The following is an 18,905-nucleotide window of genomic DNA, read 5'->3' on the forward strand; positions in this document are numbered from 1 at the left end:
CGTCGAGGCAACACTCGGTTCCTAAGGTCGTCCCCACGACGTTCATGGCTGCAACGGACGACGTGCACCGCTGAAACCGGCGGGCGAACCAGCCGCATCCGAAAGAGGTGCGCGCATGGGTTCCCCCGCGTCCGTGGTCGTCACCGACGTCACCGTGTACACCGAACAGGGCTGGGCCCCTGGCGAAGTCGTCGTCCGCGACGGTGTGGTCGTCGCGCTGGCGGCCGGGCCCGAACACGCCGACCTGCCCCGTTTCGACGGCGGTTCCGGGTATCTGCTCCCTGGCTTCGTCAATACCCACACCCACCTGCAGCAGGCGGTCCTGCGCGGCGTCGGCGAGGGTCTGCCGCTGCTCGAATGGTTGCGCTGCGTCGGGGAGCACACGGTCGCCGCGACTCCCGAGCAGACCTATCTCTCGGCGTTGGCGGGCGGTCTGGAACTGCTGCGCGGCGGTGTGACCACGGTGGTCGAGCACCTGTGGCCCAACCCCTCCGAGGAGATCCACCAGGCCATGATCCGGGCGCTCGACGAACTCGGCATCCGGGTGGTGCTCGGCCGCGGCATCGCCGATCGCGCCGACAGCACCCGCAAGTGGGGCCTGGACCCGCGCCTGCTGCAACCACTCGACGAGGCGCTGGCCCACGTCGACGCGCTCGACAAGCAACTGGTCGGCACCAGGATCACCACCGCGTTGGCCGTGCCCAACCCGCGCTGCCTCACTCCCGACGGCATGGCCGCGACCCGCGACTACGCCGAGGCGACCGGCAAGACGGTGTCGATCCACCTCCTCGAGACCACCACCGACGAGGACATGTGCCTGCTGCACGCGGGTGCGGGCGCCGTCGACTACCTCGACGCGAGCGGCTTCCTCTGGGACCGCACACTGGCCGTGCACTGCGTCAACCTCGACGCCGCCGGACGCGCGGTCCTCGCCGAGCGCGGGGTGACGGTGTCCTACAACCCCGTCTCCAACATGCGGCTCGGCAGCGGCGTCGCCCCCGTGCCCGAGATGCTGGCCGCGGGCATCGACGTCACCCTCGGGGTCGACGGCGCCGCGAGCAACGACACCCAGGACATGTTGCTCGCCCTGCGCCTCGGCGCGTTCCTGCAGCGCGCGGCGCACCGGCGGGCCGACCTGCTCGGCGCCGACCAGATGCTGCGGATGGCGACCGGCGCGGCGGGCCGGGTGCTCGGCGGCCCCACCCACACCGGTATCGCCGTCGGCGATCGCGCCGACCTCACCCTGATCCGCTTCGAGCGCGACTTCGCCTGCCTGCCCGTCCTCGACCCGAGCGCCACCCTGCTCACCGCCGCCTCGCCGCGGGTGGTCGACACGGTGTGGGTCGACGGCGAGGCCGTCCTGCGCGACGGCCGCAGCACCCGGGTAGACGCCGACGACCTCACCCAGCGCCTGATTCGCATGCGCTGATTGTTAATAAGCCAGAAACGAACCACACATTGCATGTAATTCGAGCAAGACAAACTGATGTCGACCGAAGGTTGCACGCAATACCGCAGAGAAGGTGAATCACGGTGACGCTCTACGACACGGTGAACGACGCCGACGCGAGGACGCTGCTCTCCGGCCTGGAGGTCTCCTTCGCCGGCGTCAGCAAGCGCTTCGGCGGCGACCAGGGAACACTCGCGCTGACCGACATCGACCTCGACCTGCGTGACGGCGAATTCGTCGCGGTGGTCGGACCCTCCGGCTGCGGCAAGTCGACGCTGCTGCGGCTGGCCGCTGGCCTGGAAGCGGTGAGCACGGGATCGGTCGCGGTGAAGACGGACTCGATCGGGTTCATCTTCCAGGAGGCCACCCTGCTGCCCTGGCGCAAGGTGCGCCGCAATGTCGAACTCTCGGCCGAACTGGCCGGCATCGACCGGACGGTCCGCCGCGAGCGGGTCGCCAAGGCCATCGAGGCCGTCGGCCTGGCCGACTTCGCCGACAAGTTGCCGCACCAGCTCTCCGGCGGCATGCGCATGCGGGTCTCGCTGGCCAGGGCGCTCTCGCTGGAACCGCGGCTGATGCTGCTCGACGAACCCTTCGGCGCGCTCGACGAGATGACCAGGCTGAACATGCAGGAGGAACTGCTGCGGCTGTACCGCGACAACGCCTTCACCGCGCTGTTCATCACCCACTCGGTGTCCGAGGCGGTGTTCCTCGCCGCCCGCGTGGTGGTGATGTCGGCCAGGCCGCGCCGCGTCCACGAGGTGATCGACGTCGACCTGCCCTACCCGCGCGACCGGGAGTTGCGCTTCCAACCCGCCTTCACCGCACTCGTCTCGCGCGTCTCGCGCTCGCTGAAAGAGGCTGCCTGATGGTCAGTATCGCCGCCCGCGCCGCCACCCCCACCGCCGCGCGCCCGAAGCTGCCGACCGTGTCGGCCCGCGCGATCGGGAAATCGCTCGTCGCTCCCGTGGTCTCGATCGCCCTCGCGCTCGGCGCCTGGTACGCGGTGTCGATGCTGCTGCTCAGCGAGAGCCGCCGATTCCTGCTGCCGCCGCCGCACGTGGTGTTCAGCGAATCACTCGCCGACCCAGCCAAGCTCGCGGTGATGGGCGAGGCGCTGGCGGTGACGGCCAGGGTCGCGCTCACCGGACTGCTGATCTCGGCGGTGCTCGGCGTCGCCATCGCGGTGCTGATGAGCCAGGCCAAACCGATCGAGCAGGTCGTCTATCCGTATGCCGTGATCCTGCAAGCCATTCCGGTGCTGGCGGTGGTCCCGCTGATCGGGCTGTGGCTCGGCTACGGCTTCGCCGCGCGCACCACGGTGTGCGTGCTGATCGCCATCCATCCGATCATCGCGATGACGCTGTTCGGCATCAAATCCGTCGACGGCAATCTCCAGGAGCTGTTCACCCTCGGCCGCGCGGGCAGGCTGCGCCGGTTGTGGTCGCTGCAGCTGCCCGCCGCGCTGCCGTCCACCCTGACCGGATTGCGCACCGCCGCCGGGCTTTCCGTCACCGGCGCGATCATCGGCGACATGTTCTTCGCGCAGGGCAAACCCGGAATCGGCACCCTGCTCGACACCTATCGCGCCCGCCTGCAATCCGAGGACCTGATCGGCGCGCTGCTGCTGGCCGCGCTGTTCGGCGTGCTCGTGTTCACCGTCTTCACCGTGGTGCAGAAGGTCAGCGTCGGCCGCTGGCACAACTCCGCGAACTAGCTTCCCCCGCACAGAGGATCAACCATGAAGTCATTTCCCTCGCGTCGCCTCGGCATCGCGACGCTGGCTCTCGCGCTCGCCGCGACCGCGTCGGCCTGTTCCGGCGACATCGCCGAAGGCCCCGCCGTCGCGCTGGAACCGGGGCCCGCCCCGCCCCCCCCCCCCCGCCCCCCCCCCCCCCCCCCCCCCCCCCCCCCTGCCCGGCCACCGTCGTCGTCCAGTTGCAGTGGGCGCCGGAAACCGATTCCGGGCCCATCTTCGGACTGCTCGGGCCCGGCTACCGGGTCGACGCCGACAACAACAAGATCACCGGCCCGCTCGTCGCCGACGGCAAGGACACCGGGGTGGATCTCGAGATCCGGGCGGGCGGTCCGGCCATCGGGTTCCAGACCGTGCCCTCGCAGATGTATGTCGACCAGGGCATCACCCTCGGGCTCGCGCACTCCGAGCACGCCATCGCCGCCGCCGGTCAGCAGCCGATCGTCGCGGTGACCACGCTGCTGCGCCACAGCCCGCAGATGCTGATGTGGGACCCGAAGACCAATCCCGGCTGGCAGGGTATCGCCGATATCGGCAGGTCGGGCAAGCCGATCGTGGTGTCCAAAGGGCAGCTGTACCCGAACTGGCTGGTGGCTCGCGGCCTGGTGAAGCAGGAGCAGATCGACGCGTCCTACGACAATTCGCCGTCGCGGTTCGTCACCGATCCGTCCTTCGCGCAGCAGGGTTTCGCGAATGCCGAGCCCTACACCTACGAGCACGAGGTGCGGGCCTGGAGCAAGCCGGTCGGCTACCAGCTGCTCAAGGACGTCGGCTACGAGGGCTATGCCCGCACGGTGAACGTGCGCGCCGACAAGCTCGCCGAACTGCGCCCGTGCCTGCGAAAGCTGGTGCCGATGATCCAGCAGGCCACCGCCCGGTTCCGGGCCGACCCCTCGCACGTCAACGACGTGGTCGTCGACGTGGTCGAACAGAACCCCAAGCTCAGCCCCTACAGCCCCGAACTGGCGTCGTTCGGTTCGAAGGCCCTGATCGACGGCGGCCTGATCGGCGACGACACCGACGGTGTCCTCGGCAGCTTCGACGAGGCCCGCATGCAGCGCGTCATCGACGAATTCGCACCCATCCTGCGCACCGGCGGTGCCGACGTCCCCGCCGGGCTCACCGCGAAGGACCTTGTCACCAAGGAATTCCTCGACACGGGCATCTCCGTCACCGGATAAGGAGTCACATCAATGACCACCAGCTACGACCTGTCCGAGGTCTCACGCGAGAAGGCGATGGGCGGCCTCGGCAAGGAAACCGACGCCCGCGAGATCCGCGTCATCGACCTCACCGACTTCGAGAACCGGCGCGCCGAGATCACCGGGCAGCTGTGGGACGCCGCCACCGAGATCGGCTTCTTCCAGCTCTCCGGCCACGGCATCCCCCAGGACCTGATCGACGGGATGTTCGGCGCCACCGCCGATTTCTTCGCGCTCCCCGAGGACGTGAAGGGCCGGTACCCGCTGGTCAAGAAGGACAACGCGGGGTGGGAGAGCTTGAGCCAGGTGCGCCCGTCCATCGGCGTGCCGGATCAGAAGGAGTCCTACCAGGTCACCCGGCCGCACATGGCCGAGCTCTGGCCCAGCGAGGACGAACTGGCCGGATTCCGTTCTCGCGTCCTCGATTTCGAGGGGCGCGCGTGGGCGGTGGCGATGCGGGTGCTGTCGTGCTTCGCCGACCGTCTCGGCCTGCCGCGCGAACACTTCACCGCCGCACACGATCCCGCCTCGCCGGACTACCAGAGCACGCTGCGCCTGCTGCACTACTTCGCGGTGCCCGAGGAACTGCGCGGCGTGCCGGGACGGTGGCGGGCGGGCGCGCACACCGACTTCGACTGCCTGACCCTGCTGTTCCAGCGCGACGGCCAGGGCGGCCTGCAGGTGTGCCCCGGCAAGGAGATGGCCGAGCAGGAGTGGACCTCCATCACCCCCTCGTCGAGCCTGATCACCTGCAATATCGGCGACATGCTGACCCGCTGGAGCGATGACCTGCTGCCGTCGAACTTCCACCGCGTCCGCAGCCCGGGGGAGGGCGAATACCAGGGCGAGCGCTACAGCATCGCCTACTTCGCCCAGGCCGACCGCGACGCGATCATCCAGGGGCCGGCGGGCAAGTACCCGCCCGTCACCGCGGTCGACTTCCTCACGCAGCGTGTACAGGCGAACTATCAGCCCAAGGGATAATCGAGGCACCAGCGGAAAGGACCATCGCGATGACCGACGAGAGCTCCGCGCTACTCGGCCGATCCGTCCATCGGCAGATCCGGCAGATGGTCCTCGCCGGTGAGCTGGCCCCCGGCCGACCGCTCAGCGTGCCCGCGCTGGCGACCCAGCTGGGGGTCAGCCGCAGCCCCGTCCGCGAGGCGGTACAGCAGCTGATCTACGAGGGCCTGGCGGTCAGCGCCCCGCACGCGGGGGCGAAGGTCGCCGCCGTCGACGACGCGCAGATCCGCGAGGTCCTCGCGGTCCGCGCCGTCCTCGACGGGCTCGCCGCCGCGGCCGCGGCCACCCGCCTCACCGAGGCCGACCTGGACAAGCTCGCGGGCATCATCGCCGCCCAGGCGGCCAACCTCGACGACGCCACCGACGCGGCCCGCGATGCCCAGCTCGACCTGGAATTCCACACCTTCCTGCGCGACGCCTCCGGCAACAGCTGCCTGATCGAGGAGCTGGCCCGGCTCGAGGCGAAAGCCCACCTCTACCGCGGTGACCTGTGGTGCTCGGCCCGCAACCGCCGCGTCGCCCTGCGCGAGCACCGCCGGATCGTGGAGGCGCTCGAGTCCGGGCACGCGGAGTCGGCGCGCGCCGCCGCCGAGGCCCACGTGCACGGCCTGCTGACCCGCCTCGACCGGCAGTGACTCAGCGCTGGTCCCGGTAGGCGGGCGCCTTCGCGGTGCCCGCCGGGGTGAGCGTGCGCAGCAGTGGCATGGTGCGCCGGGCGATCACCGTCGACAGCACGATCACGCTGTGCGACCGCACCACCGAACCGGTCCGATCGATGCTGAGCAGTACCGACTGCAACCCGGCGTGCGAGTCGGCGCCGATCCGGCACAGCACGTCGCCGGAGCCGGTGGTCGCGTAGGCCTCGAGCACGCCGGGGATGGCCTCGAGTTCGGCGCTGACCGTGTCCAGCGCGCCCTGCGCGATCTCGAGCGTCACGAAGGCCTGCACGTCGAAACCGGCCGCGGTGACGTCGATCTGCGGGTCGTAGGAGGCGATCACCCCCGACTCCTCCATCCGGTTGATCCGCGCCTGCACGGTGGCACGCGCGACCTTCGTCCGGCGCGAGAGCTCGAGGATTCCGGCCTTCTGGTACTCGTGCATCGCGGACAGGATCGCCAGATCGAGTTCGTCCAGTTTCGCGGGCGTTCGCATCGGAAGACCTCCTGCTCGGGTGCTATTCAAATTGTCCACCATCGAGCCGATTCCGGTGGCTTCTCGTGTCAGCTTGCCCAGGGTTCGGTGGCGTAGTTGCCCAGCTGGGCGATCCCGAGATTTCCTAGGTCATGACCATTGAGCAGCAGCTCGTCGGACTCATCGAGCACGACGACAGTGTCGATCCGTTTCCGGTGATCGGGTGGGACGCGCTGGTGTGGGTCGTCGGCAACGCGACCCAGTGCGCGCACTACCTGCAGTCCGCGTTCGGGATGCGGCTCGAGGCCTACTCGGGCCCCGAGACCGGCAACCGCGACCACAAGGCGTTCGTGCTGCGCAGCGGGTCGGCGCGGTTCGTCGTCCAGGGCGCCGTCGACCCGGACAGTCCACTCGTCGCCCACCACGACCGCCACGGCGACGGCATCGTCGACATCGCCCTCGAAGTCCCCGACGTGGACCGCTGCGTCGCGTGGGCCCGCGAGCACGGTGCGCGCATCCTCGTCGAACCACACGACGCGACAGACGAATTCGGCACCGTCCGCTCCGCCGCGCTGGCCACCTACGGCGAGACCAGGCACACGCTGGTCGACCGCTCCGGCTATCACGGGCCGTACCTGCCCGGCTACGTCCAGCGCACCTCCACCCGTGCCCAGCGCACCGGGCGGCTGTTCCAGGCGATCGACCACGTGGTCGGCAATGTCGAGCTCGGCATGATGGACCGCTGGGTCGACTTCTACCGCGACGTCATGGGATTCACGAACATGGCCGAGTTCGTCGGCGACGACATCGCCACCGAGTACTCCGCGCTGATGAGCAAGGTCGTCGCCAACGGCAACCACCGGGTGAAGTTCCCGCTCAACGAACCGGCCGTGAGCCGCAAGCGTTCTCAGATCGACGAGTACCTCGAGTTCTATCGCGGCCCCGGCGTCCAGCACATCGCCCTGGCCACCGGCGACATCCTCGCCACCGTCGACGCCCTGCGCGCCGAGGGCGTCGAGTTCCTGGCCACCCCCGACACCTATTACGAGGACCCCGAACTGCGCGCCCGGATCGGACACGTCCGGGTCCCCGTGGGGGAGTTGCAGCGTCGCGGCATCCTGGTCGACCGCGACGAGGACGGCTACCTGCTGCAGATCTTCACCCGCCCGATCGGCGACCGCCCCACCGTCTTCTTCGAACTCATCGAGCGACACGGCTCACTCGGCTTCGGAAAAGGCAATTTCAAAGCGCTTTTCCAGGCGATCGAACGGGAACAGGAGGCCCGCGGGAACCTGTAGCGGCGGCCCGCATGCGATTAGAGTTCATGGCATGCGGATCCCCTCGGCGATCATCACCGGCATGGCCCTGGTCGTCATGCTGACGTCGTGCGGATCGGGGGGCGACTCCGATACGCCGACCGGACCGGGAAAACCACCACCGAAGGTCGCCTCGCTCGGCCCGTTCGTCGGCGAGTGCGGTCACGTCACCGACGACGAGGTGCGCGCCCTGGCGGGGCTCGGCCAGATCTCGCGGGTCTACAAGAACGCCACCGGCTGCAACTGGCAGGCCGCCGGATTGTCCTCGCCCAGCGTGACGTTCGCCTCCTACCGGGGCAGCCCGATCGAGCGGGAGAAGGCCTGGGTCTCCAGCGTCGGCCGCAACCCGCAGACCATCGACGTCGGCGGCAAGCCAGGCTTCGAGGCGCTCGACCCCGAGGGCACGGTCTGCGACTTCGCCGTGCAGCTCGACGACGACTTCTTCGAATGGTCGATCTCCACCGGCCTGTTCGCCACCGCGGGCAACCCGTGCGAGAAGACCAGGAAGCTCGCCGAGCTCACCGTGGGACGGCTCGGATGAGCGCGCGCCGGATCGCGGTCGCGGCCTCGGCGGCCCTGCTGCTCACCGCGACGCTGGCCGGGTGCGGCGAGAAGGTGCAGGGCAACGCGCAGCCGCTGGGCAGCGGTGGCGGCGGTGAGTCGATCAACACCGACTTCGACAAGCTGCTGCGCGAATGCGATGTGGTCGCCACCGACAAGATCGGCGAGATCATCGGCAACGCCACCTTCGTCAACACGTCCTTCAGCGGCGCGGTGTGCATGTGGGACATCGAGGACGCACCGGGCGGCGGGGCCATGGCCACACTGAACTGGTACGAGATGGGTACGCTGAACAACGAGAAGGCGACCAACGACAAGTTGGGCTACCTCACCGGCGACATCACGGTGCAGGGCCGCAGGGCCCTGCAGGTGCGCAGGCCGGGCGACAACGACTCCTGTGGCGTCACCGCGCCGGCCGCCGATGTCGGCGTCGTCGGGTGGTGGATCAACTACCGGCCGGGTTCGGCGCATCCGGACCCGTGCGCGGGCGCCCAGAAACTGGTGGAGCTGACCCTGGATCTGGCCCGGTAGAAGCCTTGACGCACGACCCCGCTTTGACCCCGGTTCGGGCGGGCGCGTATCGTGGATCGCTGTGCCCGGATTGCTACGGGCAAGTTCGTGCGTGAACGTAGGCCAGCGAGAGCGGCCGGTACGTTCCAGCGTGCCCGGAAAAAGGGCCCTGAGCTGCGCGCGACACGCCCGACCGCGGGTCAAGCGAAACACGGTCGGACGTGCGAGTGAAAGCTCGATGAACTGAAGACACGTTCCGACAGCCGCAATAACCGATAAGGAAAGCCGGTCTATGCCAACCATCAACCAGCTGGTCCGCAAGGGTCGCCGCGACAAGGTCTCCAAGACCAAGACCGCGGCCCTGAAGGGGAGCCCGCAGCGTCGTGGCGTGTGCACTCGCGTGTACACCACGACCCCGAAGAAGCCGAACTCCGCGCTCCGTAAGGTCGCGCGTGTTCGCCTGACCAGCGCGGTCGAGGTCACGGCTTACATCCCCGGTGAGGGCCACAACCTGCAGGAGCACTCGATGGTGCTCGTGCGTGGCGGTCGTGTGAAGGACCTCCCGGGTGTGCGCTACAAGATCATCCGTGGCTCGCTGGACACCCAGGGTGTGAAGAACCGCAAGCAGGCTCGCAGCCGCTACGGCGCCAAGAAGGAGAAGAGCTGATATGCCACGCAAGGGCCCCGCACCCAAGCGTCCGCTGATCAACGACCCGGTCTACGGGTCGCCGCTGGTCACTCAGCTGGTCAACAAGATCCTGCTGGACGGCAAGAAGTCCACCGCCGAGCGCATCGTCTACGGTGCCCTCGAGCAGGCGCGTGAGAAGACCGGCACCGATCCGGTCGTCACTCTCAAGCGCGCGCTGGACAACGTCAAGCCCGCCCTCGAGGTGAAGCCCCGCCGCGTCGGTGGCGCCACCTACCAGGTGCCGGTCGAGGTCCGTCCGGGCCGCGCCAACACCCTGGCGCTGCGCTGGCTGGTCAGCTACTCCCGCGCCCGTCGCGAGAAGACCATGGTCGAGCGTCTCGCCAACGAGCTCCTCGACGCCAGCAACGGCCTCGGCGCTTCGGTGAAGCGTCGCGAGGACACCCACAAGATGGCCGAGTCGAACCGGGCCTTCGCGCACTACCGCTGGTGATTGCCGCCCGGCCCGTCGCTAGTGTCGGCGCCGGAAGGCTTTCAGTCGGGACGCGGCACTTCGGTGCCGCCCCCGGCGTTGACATTGTGACGACCCGAACCAGGGTCGTTCCCGAGAATCCCAACTAGCTAACGAGCGGGGAAGATTTCCGTGGCACAGGACGTGCTCACCGACCTGAACAAGGTCCGCAACATCGGCATCATGGCCCACATCGATGCGGGCAAGACCACCACCACCGAACGCATCCTCTTCTACACGGGTGTCAACTACAAGATCGGTGAGACGCACGACGGCGCGTCGACCACCGACTGGATGGAGCAGGAGCAGGAGCGTGGTATCACCATCACCTCCGCCGCCGTGACCTGCTTCTGGAACCAGAACCAGATCAACATCATCGACACCCCGGGCCACGTGGACTTCACCGTCGAGGTGGAGCGTTCGCTCCGCGTGCTCGACGGCGCCGTCGCCGTCTTCGACGGCAAGGAGGGCGTCGAGCCCCAGTCCGAGCAGGTGTGGCGTCAGGCCGACAAGTACGACGTGCCGCGCATCTGCTTCGTGAACAAGATGGACAAGCTCGGTGCGGACTTCTACTTCACCGTGCAGACCATCAAGGACCGCCTCGGCGCCAAGCCGCTGGTCATCCAGCTGCCGATCGGCGCGGAGGACACCTTCGAGGGCATCGTCGACCTGGTCGAGATGAACGCCAAGGTGTGGACCGGCGAGACCAAGCTGGGCGAGAAGTACGAGGTCCAGGAGATCCCGGCCGACCTCAAGGACAAGGCCGAGCAGTACCGTCAGGAGCTGCTGGAGACCGTCGCCGAGTCCGACGAGGCGCTGCTGGAGAAGTTCTTCGGCGGCGAGGAGCTCTCGATCGAGGAGATCAAGGGCGCCATCCGCAAGATGACCGTGGCCTCGGAGCTCTACCCGGTGCTGTGTGGTTCGGCGTTCAAGAACAAGGGCGTGCAGCCCATGCTCGACGCCGTCGTCGACTACCTGCCGTCCCCGCTGGACGTGGAGAACGTCGAGGGCCACGTGCCCGGCAAGGAAGACGAGATCATCACTCGTCAGCCGAGCATCGACGCGCCGTTCTCGGCGCTGGCGTTCAAGATCGCCGTGCACCCGTTCTTCGGTGAGCTCACCTACATCCGCGTGTACTCGGGTTCGGTGGCCTCCGGTGCCCAGGTCGTCAACTCGACCAAGGGCAAGAAGGAGCGTCTGGGCAAGCTGTTCCAGATGCACTCCAACAAGGAGAACCCGGTTCCCGAGGTCACCGCGGGCCACATCTACGCGGTCATCGGCCTGAAGGACACCACCACCGGTGACACCCTCTGCGATCCGCAGAACCAGGTCGTCCTCGAGTCGATGACCTTCCCGGACCCGGTCATCGAGGTCTCGATCGAGCCCAAGACCAAGTCCGACCAGGAGAAGCTCGGCACCGCGATCCAGAAGCTGGCGCGCGAGGATCCGACGTTCTCGGTCAAGCTCGACGCGGAGACCGGCCAGACCGTTATCGGCGGCATGGGCGAGCTCCACCTCGACATCCTCGTCGACCGCATGAAGCGCGAGTTCAAGGTCGAGGCGAACGTCGGCAAGCCGCAGGTGGCCTATCGCGAGACGATCACCAAGCCGGTCGAGAAGCTCGAGTTCACGCACAAGAAGCAGACGGGTGGCTCCGGCCAGTTCGCGAAGGTCATCATCGCGGTCGAGCCCTTCGTCGGCGAAGACGGTGCGCACTACGAGTTCGAGAACAAGGTCTCCGGTGGTCGCGTGCCCCGTGAGTACATCCCCTCGGTCGACGCGGGTGCCCAGGACGCCATGCAGTACGGCGTGCTCGCCGGCTACCCGCTGGTGAACATGAAGGTCATCCTGCTCGACGGCGCGTACCACGACGTCGACTCGTCGGAAATGGCCTTCAAGATCGCGGGCTCGCAGGCCCTCAAGGAAGCGGCCCGCAAGGCCGGTCCGGTGATCCTCGAGCCGCTCATGGCGGTCGAGGTCATCACGCCCGAGGATTACATGGGCGACGTGATCGGCGACCTGAACTCCCGCCGTGGCCAGATCCAGGCCATGGAGGAACGCAGTGGTGCCCGTGTCGTCAAGGCGCTGGTTCCGCTCTCGGAGATGTTCGGCTACATCGGTGACCTGCGGTCGAAGACCCAGGGTCGCGCGAACTACTCCATGGTGTTCGACTCCTACGCTGAGGTTCCGGCCAACGTGTCCAAGGAGATCATCGCCAAGGCGACCGGCGAGTAATTCGCTTGCGGGGGCCAAGTACGCTTGGCCCCGGCAACCGGGCGTCAGCACGACCCCCCTTAATAACCGCACTGCTGCAAAAAAGCACGCACTAACTAGTCCAGGAGGACCACAGTGGCGAAGGCGAAGTTCGAGCGGACGAAGCCCCACGTCAACATCGGCACCATCGGTCACGTCGACCATGGCAAGACCACGCTGACGGCTGCTATCACCAAGGTGCTGGCCGACAAGTACCCGGACCTGAACGAGAGCTTCGCTTTCGACCAGATCGACAAGGCGCCGGAGGAGAAGGCTCGTGGTATCACGATCAACATCTCCCACGTCGAGTACCAGACCGAGAAGCGTCACTACGCGCACGTCGACGCCCCGGGTCACGCCGACTACATCAAGAACATGATCACCGGTGCGGCCCAGATGGACGGCGCCATCCTCGTGGTCGCCGCCACCGACGGCCCGATGCCGCAGACCCGTGAGCACGTGCTGCTCGCCCGTCAGGTCGGCGTGCCCTACATCCTGGTCGCGCTGAACAAGTCGGACATGGTCGACGACGAGGAGATCCTCGAGCTCGTCGAGATGGAGGTCCGCGAGCTGCTGGCCTCGCAGGAGTTCGACGAGGACGCGCCGGTCGTGCGTGTCTCCGGTCTGAAGGCCCTCGAGGGCGATCAGAAGTGGGCCGACTCGGTCCTCGAGCTGATGGCCGCCGTCGACGAGTCGATCCCGGACCCGGTCCGTGAGACCGAGCTCCCCTTCCTGATGCCGGTCGAGGACGTCTTCACGATCACCGGTCGTGGCACCGTCGTCACCGGTCGTGTCGAGCGCGGCATCATCAACGTGAACGAGGAAGTCGAGATCGTCGGCATCCGTCCGGACAAGACCAAGACCACGGTCACCGGTATCGAGATGTTCCGCAAGCTGCTCGACCAGGGCCAGGCGGGCGACAACGTCGGTCTGCTGGTTCGTGGCATCAAGCGCGAAGATGTCGAGCGTGGCCAGGTTGTCGTGAAGCCGGGCACCACCACCCCGCACACCGAGTTCGAGGGCCAGGCGTACATCCTGTCGAAGGACGAGGGCGGCCGCCACACCCCGTTCTTCAACAACTACCGTCCGCAGTTCTACTTCCGTACGACTGACGTGACGGGCGTTGTGACCCTGCCCGAGGGCACCGAGATGGTCATGCCCGGTGACAACACCGAGATGTCCGTCAAGCTGATCCAGCCGGTCGCCATGGACGAGGGCCTGCGTTTCGCGATCCGTGAGGGTGGCCGCACCGTCGGTGCCGGTCGCGTCACCAAGATCGTCAAGTGATTCGCTGAATCTCTGACACCGTAACGGCGTCGCTCCTTCGGGAGCGGCGCCGTTCGGCGTTTCCGGGTCCGGCTGCCATGACCTCCGAAGTCATCGCGCGGCCGTCGTCGTATGGGTAGCGTTCGGCTGGTAGGTGGTCAGGACGGATCGGAGGCGGCGTGGGCGTTGTGCAGGGATTCGAGGTCACCGAAGGGGTGCTCACGCACGGAATGCCGTATCTGGCGTTCGGTGCAGGGCGGCCGCTGGTGTTCCTGCGGTGGTTCACGCCCGATCACACGAACCCGAAGGGGTGGATGCGGAAGTCGGAAGTGAAGACGATGGCCCCGCTGGCCCGGCATTTCCGGGTCTACGCGGTGAATCGCGCGCCCGGGATGGCGGTGGGGACCACCATGGCCGATATCGCGCGCGCGCACGCGGAGGCGTTGTCGGCCGAGTTCGGCGCGCCGGTGGACGTGCTCGGGATCTCCTCGGGCGGGTCGCTGGCATTGCAGCTGGCCGCGGATCATCCGGAGGTCGTGCGCAGGCTGGTCGTCGCGTCGTCGGGGTATCGGCTCGAGGACGCCGCGCGGGAATCGCAGATGAAGTACGCGACGGCGGTGGCCGACGGTCGCCGCGGACTGCACCACCTGGTGACGCAGGGCATCGAGTCACCGGTCAAGGCGCGGCTGCTCGGCGCCGTGGCCTGGCTCGCCGATCCGTTCGTGCGGCCGAAGAATCCGGCCGACACCCTCGCCTTCGTCCGCGCCGAGGATACGTTCGACCTCGACGGACGTCTCGCCGATATCACCGCCCCGACCCTGGTGGTCGGCGGCGACCACGACGAGTTCTACTCCGTCGACACCTTCCGGCACACCGCCGACGGCATCCCCGGGGCCCGCCTGGTCGTCTACCCGGACACCTCGCACCTCGGCGCGGTCAAGCACCCGCTCTTCGCGTCCGAGGTCGCCGCGTTTCTCGACGAACCGGAACCCTGACGAGCTCAGGCAGGCGCGAGCAACCGGACGCGAACGGTGACGCGGCCGTCGTCGCGGTGGGTGACGGCGTGACCGGGGTGGTCGACACCGGCGATGCGCAGGGTGACCGGGCCGCCCTCGCCGAGGAAGTTGCGCCACCACTTCTTCTTGTCCGGCATGGCCACCCCGATGACGTACTCGTCGCCGCGGCGCAGATAGTTGACCGGGGTGGTGAAGGTGCGGCCCGAGCGGCGGCCGGTGTAGCTGATCTGCGCGAAGGCCTTGCCGAGCAGCTTGCCGATGATCGGCGCCTCGGCCAGCGCGACGACGCCGGCGTTGAACCCTCGCACGCCTCGGCTCAACAACGTTTCCTGACTCAACGGCTTCTCCTGCCTGCTGGTGAACGATGAGCACGTGCCGCCCACGGTACCGAGCGTGTCTGGGAAAGCTCTGAGACTCGTTGGTATCGGGGCGATTACGTCGTCAGCGGACCTTGGCTCCGTAGACGCGGTCGACGGACAGCGCCATCAGCACGCGGCGGTCGGAGACCATGACCTCGCGGTACTCCTGCCAGTCGGGGTGCTCGCCCGCGGCCGCGCGGTAGTAGTCGACGAGGGCTTCGACTTCGGGACCGTTCGGGTCGGTACCCGGCCCGGTGAGGGTGACGCTGCCTTCGGCGGTGGCCCAGGACCAGCCGTCGGGCGCTGTCACCTCGAGCGCGGCCCTCGGGTCGCGACGCAGGTTCACGGTCTTGGCGCGGCCCTCGGTCATCGACACGTAGACGATCCCGGCCGCGCGGTCGTAGTACGGGGTGACGGGGGACAGCTGGGGCAGGCCGTCGGATTTGATGGTGGCGAGGACCCCGAGCTTCGCCGTCTCGAGCAGGTCGTGTGGATCGAACGCCGCTGTCATCGGTGCGGACTCCCTCTGTGTGCCGGACGCGCTGATCGGGGACACGAACCGACCATCCCCTCGTCGTGACGAACCGCCACGCCCCCGAATTTATGCCCTCCGCCGGAAAACCCGTCGACAGCGCGGCTGCCGTACGCGTAGAACTTGTCGCATGGTTACGGCACGTCCGCAGTCGCGGTTCTAGTTCGCATCGGGTCCTCGGGCGCCGGTGTGTGGCGCCGCGTGATCCGACGCCCGTGCCGTCTTCCGGAACGCCCTATCGGCGAGCGTCGCTCCATCGACGCGACCAGCTGGGGGATTCCCACCATGACCAGACCACGCACCGACCCCGCCCGCCTGCGCAATATCGGCATCGCCGCTCACATCGACGCGGGCAAGACCACCACCACCGAACGCATCCTGTACTACACCGGTGTCACCCGCGCCCTCGGCGAGGTACACGACGGTACCGCCGCCATGGATCGGATGATCCAGGAGCGCGAACACGGCATCACGATCGCGGCGGCGGCCACGACCTGCACGTGGCGCGACCACGAGATCACCATCATCGATACACCGGGCCACGTCGACTTCACCGCCGAGGTGGAGCGCTCGTTGCGGGTGCTCGACGGCGCCGTCGCCGTGTTCGACGCCAAGGAGGGCGTCGAGCCGCAGTCTGAGCAGGTGTGGCGGCAGGCCGATCGGTACGGGGTGCCGCGGATCTGCTTCGTGAACAAGATGGACAAGCTCGGGGCGGATTTCGCGTTCACCGTGCGGACCATCGCGGAGCGACTCGGCGTGCGGCCGTTGGTGATCCAGCTGCCCATCGGCGCGGAGCGCGAGTTCGAGGGCATCGTCGACCTGGTCGAGATGAACGCCAAGGTGTGGCGGGGCGACACCGGGTACGGCGCGCGCTTCGATGTGGTGGCGATCCCGGACGACCTGCGCGTCAAGGCCGAACAGCAGCGCGAGGCGCTGGTGGCCATGGTCGCCGAAGCCGACGAGGAGCTCCAGGACCGCTACCTGCGCGGCCGGGAGATTCCCGTCGACCTGCTGAAGGCGGCCATCCGCACGATGACCGTCGACGCCAGGGCGTACCCGGTGCTGTGCGGTTCGGCGCTGGCGAACGTCGGCGTGCAACCGCTGCTCGACGCGGTCATCGACTACCTGCCCGCGCCGCTGGATGTCGTGGCCGTGCACGGCTTCTCGCCGACGGGCGAGTCGATCGCGCGCGCACCCGAGGTCGCCGAGCCGTTCGCGGCACTGGCGTTCAAGGTCGCGGCGCACCCGTTCTTCGGCAGGCTCGTGTACCTGCGGGTCTACTCGGGCCGCCTCGAACCCGGGTTGGCCGTACTGAATTCGACCAACGGACGAAAGGAGAAGGTGGGCAAGCTGTTCCAGATGCACTCGAGCACCGAGATCGGTGTGGATCGGGCGCGGGCCGGGCAGATCTGTGCCGTGATCGGGCTGAAGCAGACGCGCACCGGCGACACCCTGTGCGATCGGGACCATCCGATCGTGCTGGAGTCGATGAGCTTCCCCGATCCGGTCCTCTCGGTCTCGATCGAACCGCGGACTCGCGCCGACCAGGACAAGCTGGGCGCGGCCCTGGCTCGCCTGGCGGAGGAGGACCCGACGTTCACCGTCCGCGTCGACGCCGAGACCGGTCAGACGGTCGTCGGCGGCATGGGCGAACTGCATCTGGAGATCCTGGTCGACCGGATGCGCAGGGAGTTCCGGGTCGAGGCCGAGATCGGCGCGCCACGGGTGGCCTATCGCGAGACCGTCACCGCCGCGGTGGATCTGGTCGAGTACACCCACCGCAAGCAGGTGGGTGGGCGCGGGCAGTTCGCGAAGGTGGCGGTCGCGCTGGCGCCGCACGTGGCCGCCGACGGCGCGCGCTACGCGTTCGAGAGCCGGGTGAGCGGCGGGCGGGTGCCGCGGGAGTACGTTCCCTCGGTCGACGCGGGCGCGCGGGACGCGCTGTGTGTCGGCCCGCTGGCCGGGTTCCCGGTCGTGGACGTGAAGGTGACACTGCTCGACGGCGCCGCCCACGTCCAGGACTCGTCGGAGCTCGCGTTCCGGCTCGCGGGCGCGGCGGCGGTACGCGCCGCTGTCGCGACGGCGAAGCCGGTGCTGCTCGAGCCGGTGATGGCCGTCAAGGTCATCACGCCGCGGGAGCATCTCGGCGAGGTGATCGGCGACCTCAATGCCCGGCACGGGCGGGTCAACGGTCTCACCGAGCGTCGCGGCGCCCAGGTCGTCCACGCGCTGGTGCCGCTGCGGGAGATGTTCGGCTACATCGGGAACCTGCGGTCCCTGACCCACGGCCGAGGCTATTTCTTCATGACGTTCGACTCCTACGGCCCGGTCCCGCCCGCGCTCGTGGAGTCGATCATCGCGGGCGGTTGAGGCCACTCCGGTGGCGTCGCACAGCGGCGCCACCGGAGTCCGCGTCAGAGCTCGGCAGCCCCGCCGCCGGCCCCCGAGGCACGGCGATAATCGGCCATCAGCTGGGTCACGCTGGCGCGGTACCGCTCGACATTCTCGATCTTGATCGTCTCGTAGCCGCGCACCATGTCCGGCAGGTCGGCGATCTCCACCGCGAGCGGGCGGGTGTCCTCGCTCAGACCGGCGAGCAACTCGGTGACGGTGGCACGGTATTCGGTGATCAAAGCGCGCTCGGTCCTGCGGACGCCGGCGGCGCCGAAGGGATCGAGCCGGGTGCCCCGGACACGCCGCATCCCCACGAGAGCTCGATAGACGGGGCGGAACCACGGACCGAGTTCGAGCTTGTTCCTCATCCCGAGTGCGCGCAGCACGGGCGGGTGCAGCCGGTAGGAGATGCGGGCACCGCGGCCGAATTCCGCTTCGACGGACGCGCGGATGTCGGGGTCGAGGGAGAGGCGGGCGACCTCGTATTCGTCCTTGTAGGCCATGAGCTTGTACAGGTTGCGGGCGACGGCTTCGGCGAACGCGGTCGAGCCGGGTGCCCGTTCGGTCTCGCCGAGCCGCACCTGTTCGACGAACTCGCTGTATCCACGTGCGTAGGAGGCGTTCTGGTACTCGATGAGATCCGGCACGCGGAGCGCCAACAGGCGGTGGAGTTCGGATCCGGGCTCGGCCCGCACGGTGGCGAGGAGCTGATCCGCCGCCGCCGGCCGAGGGCGGGCCCGCGCGGCCGGGCCCCCCCCCGCGGCCCGCGCGGGTGGGGAGGCGCGGGGGGCGGCGGCGGGCCTTAGCCCCCACCGGGACCCCGCCGGGGTGGGGGCGGCGTGCCTCAAACCCCCACCCCCGCGGGCGGTCATCCCCCCCAGGCCCTTAAAAGCTACCCCCCCCCCCCGGGCGGGGGGCGGCGATCCGGTCGAGATGACGACACCGCGGCAACGGGAGGCACGCACCCATCTGCACTGGT

19 protein-coding genes are annotated in these 18,905 nt (G+C 68.4%); 15 read left to right on the top strand and 4 right to left on the bottom strand.

Features of this window, described 5'->3' with window-relative positions:
- The first annotated feature begins 115 nt into the window (after positions 1–115).
- The 6 genes from QH270_RS29020 (at position 116) to QH270_RS29045 (ending at position 6,066) form a co-directional block, all read left to right on the top strand.
- Positions 116–1,429, top strand: a complete 1,314-nt coding sequence (locus tag QH270_RS29020; protein WP_280347344.1) for an amidohydrolase family protein — start codon at positions 116–118, stop codon at positions 1,427–1,429.
- Positions 1,430–1,533: 104 nt separating this feature from the next.
- Positions 1,534–2,319: an ABC transporter ATP-binding protein gene (locus QH270_RS29025; protein WP_280347346.1), complete on the top strand. Its 786-nt coding sequence runs from the start codon at positions 1,534–1,536 to the stop codon at positions 2,317–2,319.
- The gene (locus QH270_RS29030) at positions 2,319–3,167 is read left to right on the top strand and encodes an ABC transporter permease (protein WP_432420445.1); all 849 of its coding nucleotides are present in this window, start codon (positions 2,319–2,321) and stop codon (positions 3,165–3,167) included. Before QH270_RS29025 ends, QH270_RS29030 begins: the two co-directional genes overlap by 1 nt.
- A gap of 221 nt (positions 3,168–3,388) precedes the next feature.
- Positions 3,389–4,387 carry an ABC transporter substrate-binding protein gene (locus QH270_RS29035; protein WP_280347348.1) on the top strand — a complete coding sequence of 333 codons (999 nt, stop codon included), beginning with the start codon at positions 3,389–3,391 and terminating at the stop codon, positions 4,385–4,387.
- Between the two features lie 12 nt (positions 4,388–4,399).
- Positions 4,400–5,392, top strand: a complete 993-nt coding sequence (locus QH270_RS29040) for an isopenicillin N synthase family dioxygenase (RefSeq protein WP_280347350.1) — start codon at positions 4,400–4,402, stop codon at positions 5,390–5,392.
- A 29-nt stretch (positions 5,393–5,421) separates the two neighbouring features.
- Positions 5,422–6,066, top strand: a complete 645-nt coding sequence (locus QH270_RS29045; protein ID WP_280347352.1) for a GntR family transcriptional regulator — start codon at positions 5,422–5,424, stop codon at positions 6,064–6,066.
- 1 nt (position 6,067) lies between these two features.
- Here QH270_RS29045 and QH270_RS29050 read toward each other — a convergent pair whose 3' ends face one another.
- Positions 6,068–6,583 (bottom strand): Lrp/AsnC family transcriptional regulator, encoded by a 516-nt coding sequence (locus tag QH270_RS29050; RefSeq protein WP_280347354.1) that lies wholly within the window; start codon positions 6,581–6,583, stop codon positions 6,068–6,070.
- A gap of 131 nt (positions 6,584–6,714) precedes the next feature.
- On the opposite strand from QH270_RS29050, the gene hppD reads away from it, so the two are divergent.
- From hppD to QH270_RS29090, 8 genes are all read left to right on the top strand, one after another.
- A complete protein-coding gene (gene hppD / locus QH270_RS29055) occupies positions 6,715–7,860 on the top strand; it encodes a 4-hydroxyphenylpyruvate dioxygenase (protein ID WP_280347357.1) in 1,146 nt (381 codons plus the stop codon).
- Between the two features lie 31 nt (positions 7,861–7,891).
- Positions 7,892–8,419, top strand: coding sequence for a DUF3558 domain-containing protein (locus QH270_RS29060; protein WP_280347359.1), 528 nt, complete (start codon positions 7,892–7,894; stop codon positions 8,417–8,419).
- Positions 8,416–8,970 (top strand): DUF3558 domain-containing protein, encoded by a 555-nt coding sequence (locus tag QH270_RS29065; protein WP_280347361.1) that lies wholly within the window; start codon positions 8,416–8,418, stop codon positions 8,968–8,970. The genes QH270_RS29060 and QH270_RS29065 overlap by 4 nt, the downstream gene beginning before the upstream one ends.
- Positions 8,971–9,241: 271 nt before the next feature.
- On the top strand, positions 9,242–9,616 hold the full coding sequence (gene rpsL / locus QH270_RS29070) for a 30S ribosomal protein S12 (RefSeq protein WP_019049359.1): 375 nt from the start codon (positions 9,242–9,244) through the stop codon (positions 9,614–9,616).
- A 1-nt stretch (position 9,617) separates the two neighbouring features.
- On the top strand, positions 9,618–10,088 hold the full coding sequence (rpsG, locus tag QH270_RS29075) for a 30S ribosomal protein S7 (RefSeq protein WP_019049358.1): 471 nt from the start codon (positions 9,618–9,620) through the stop codon (positions 10,086–10,088).
- 150 nt (positions 10,089–10,238) lie between these two features.
- Positions 10,239–12,341 (top strand): elongation factor G, encoded by a 2,103-nt coding sequence (gene fusA, locus QH270_RS29080; protein WP_280347363.1) that lies wholly within the window; start codon positions 10,239–10,241, stop codon positions 12,339–12,341.
- Positions 12,342–12,455: 114 nt separating this feature from the next.
- Complete coding sequence (tuf, locus tag QH270_RS29085; RefSeq protein WP_280347365.1) at positions 12,456–13,646, top strand: elongation factor Tu; 1,191 nt, start codon at positions 12,456–12,458, stop codon at positions 13,644–13,646.
- Positions 13,647–13,804: 158 nt separating this feature from the next.
- Positions 13,805–14,620, top strand: a complete 816-nt coding sequence (locus QH270_RS29090) for an alpha/beta fold hydrolase (RefSeq protein WP_280347367.1) — start codon at positions 13,805–13,807, stop codon at positions 14,618–14,620.
- Positions 14,621–14,625: 5 nt separating this feature from the next.
- Here the strand turns inward: QH270_RS29090 and QH270_RS29095 are convergent, their stop codons facing one another.
- Positions 14,626–14,979, bottom strand: coding sequence for a nitroreductase/quinone reductase family protein (locus tag QH270_RS29095; protein WP_280347369.1), 354 nt, complete (start codon positions 14,977–14,979; stop codon positions 14,626–14,628).
- A 103-nt stretch (positions 14,980–15,082) separates the two neighbouring features.
- Positions 15,083–15,511, bottom strand: a complete 429-nt coding sequence (locus QH270_RS29100; protein WP_280347371.1) for a PPOX class F420-dependent oxidoreductase — start codon at positions 15,509–15,511, stop codon at positions 15,083–15,085.
- A gap of 306 nt (positions 15,512–15,817) precedes the next feature.
- Here QH270_RS29100 and fusA (QH270_RS29105) point away from each other — a divergent pair, with 306 nt between their 5' ends.
- Positions 15,818–17,902, top strand: a complete 2,085-nt coding sequence (gene fusA, locus QH270_RS29105; RefSeq protein WP_280347372.1) for an elongation factor G — start codon at positions 15,818–15,820, stop codon at positions 17,900–17,902.
- 44 nt (positions 17,903–17,946) lie between these two features.
- Here the strand turns inward: fusA (QH270_RS29105) and QH270_RS29110 are convergent, their stop codons facing one another.
- Positions 17,947–18,798 carry a DUF6537 domain-containing protein gene (locus tag QH270_RS29110; protein WP_348537695.1) on the bottom strand — a complete coding sequence of 284 codons (852 nt, stop codon included), beginning with the start codon at positions 18,796–18,798 and terminating at the stop codon, positions 17,947–17,949.
- Positions 18,799–18,905 lie beyond the last annotated feature (107 nt).

The sequence above is a fragment of the Nocardia neocaledoniensis genome, assembly GCF_029868625.1.
Classification (GTDB): domain Bacteria; phylum Actinomycetota; class Actinomycetes; order Mycobacteriales; family Mycobacteriaceae; genus Nocardia; species Nocardia neocaledoniensis_A.

Bases quoted from the DNA above. Each gene is read 5' to 3' on its own strand.
- rpsL (WP_019049359.1), top strand. From the start codon at position 9,242: ATGCCAACCATCAACCAGCTGGTCCGCAAGGGTCGCCGCGACAAGGTC.
- QH270_RS29020 (WP_280347344.1), top strand. From the start codon at position 116: ATGGGTTCCCCCGCGTCCGTGGTCGTCACCGACGTCACCGTGTACACC.
- QH270_RS29040 (WP_280347350.1), top strand. From the start codon at position 4,400: ATGACCACCAGCTACGACCTGTCCGAGGTCTCACGCGAGAAGGCGATG.
- fusA (WP_280347372.1), top strand. From the start codon at position 15,818: ATGACCAGACCACGCACCGACCCCGCCCGCCTGCGCAATATCGGCATC.
- QH270_RS29030 (WP_432420445.1), top strand. From the start codon at position 2,319: ATGGTCAGTATCGCCGCCCGCGCCGCCACCCCCACCGCCGCGCGCCCG.
- QH270_RS29050 (WP_280347354.1), bottom strand. From the start codon at position 6,583: ATGCGAACGCCCGCGAAACTGGACGAACTCGATCTGGCGATCCTGTCC.
- QH270_RS29065 (WP_280347361.1), top strand. From the start codon at position 8,416: ATGAGCGCGCGCCGGATCGCGGTCGCGGCCTCGGCGGCCCTGCTGCTC.
- QH270_RS29100 (WP_280347371.1), bottom strand. From the start codon at position 15,511: ATGACAGCGGCGTTCGATCCACACGACCTGCTCGAGACGGCGAAGCTC.
- QH270_RS29110 (WP_348537695.1), bottom strand. From the start codon at position 18,798: ATGACCGCCCGCGGGGGTGGGGGTTTGAGGCACGCCGCCCCCACCCCG.
- QH270_RS29060 (WP_280347359.1), top strand. From the start codon at position 7,892: ATGCGGATCCCCTCGGCGATCATCACCGGCATGGCCCTGGTCGTCATG.
- hppD (WP_280347357.1), top strand. From the start codon at position 6,715: ATGACCATTGAGCAGCAGCTCGTCGGACTCATCGAGCACGACGACAGT.
- rpsG (WP_019049358.1), top strand. From the start codon at position 9,618: ATGCCACGCAAGGGCCCCGCACCCAAGCGTCCGCTGATCAACGACCCG.
- QH270_RS29045 (WP_280347352.1), top strand. From the start codon at position 5,422: ATGACCGACGAGAGCTCCGCGCTACTCGGCCGATCCGTCCATCGGCAG.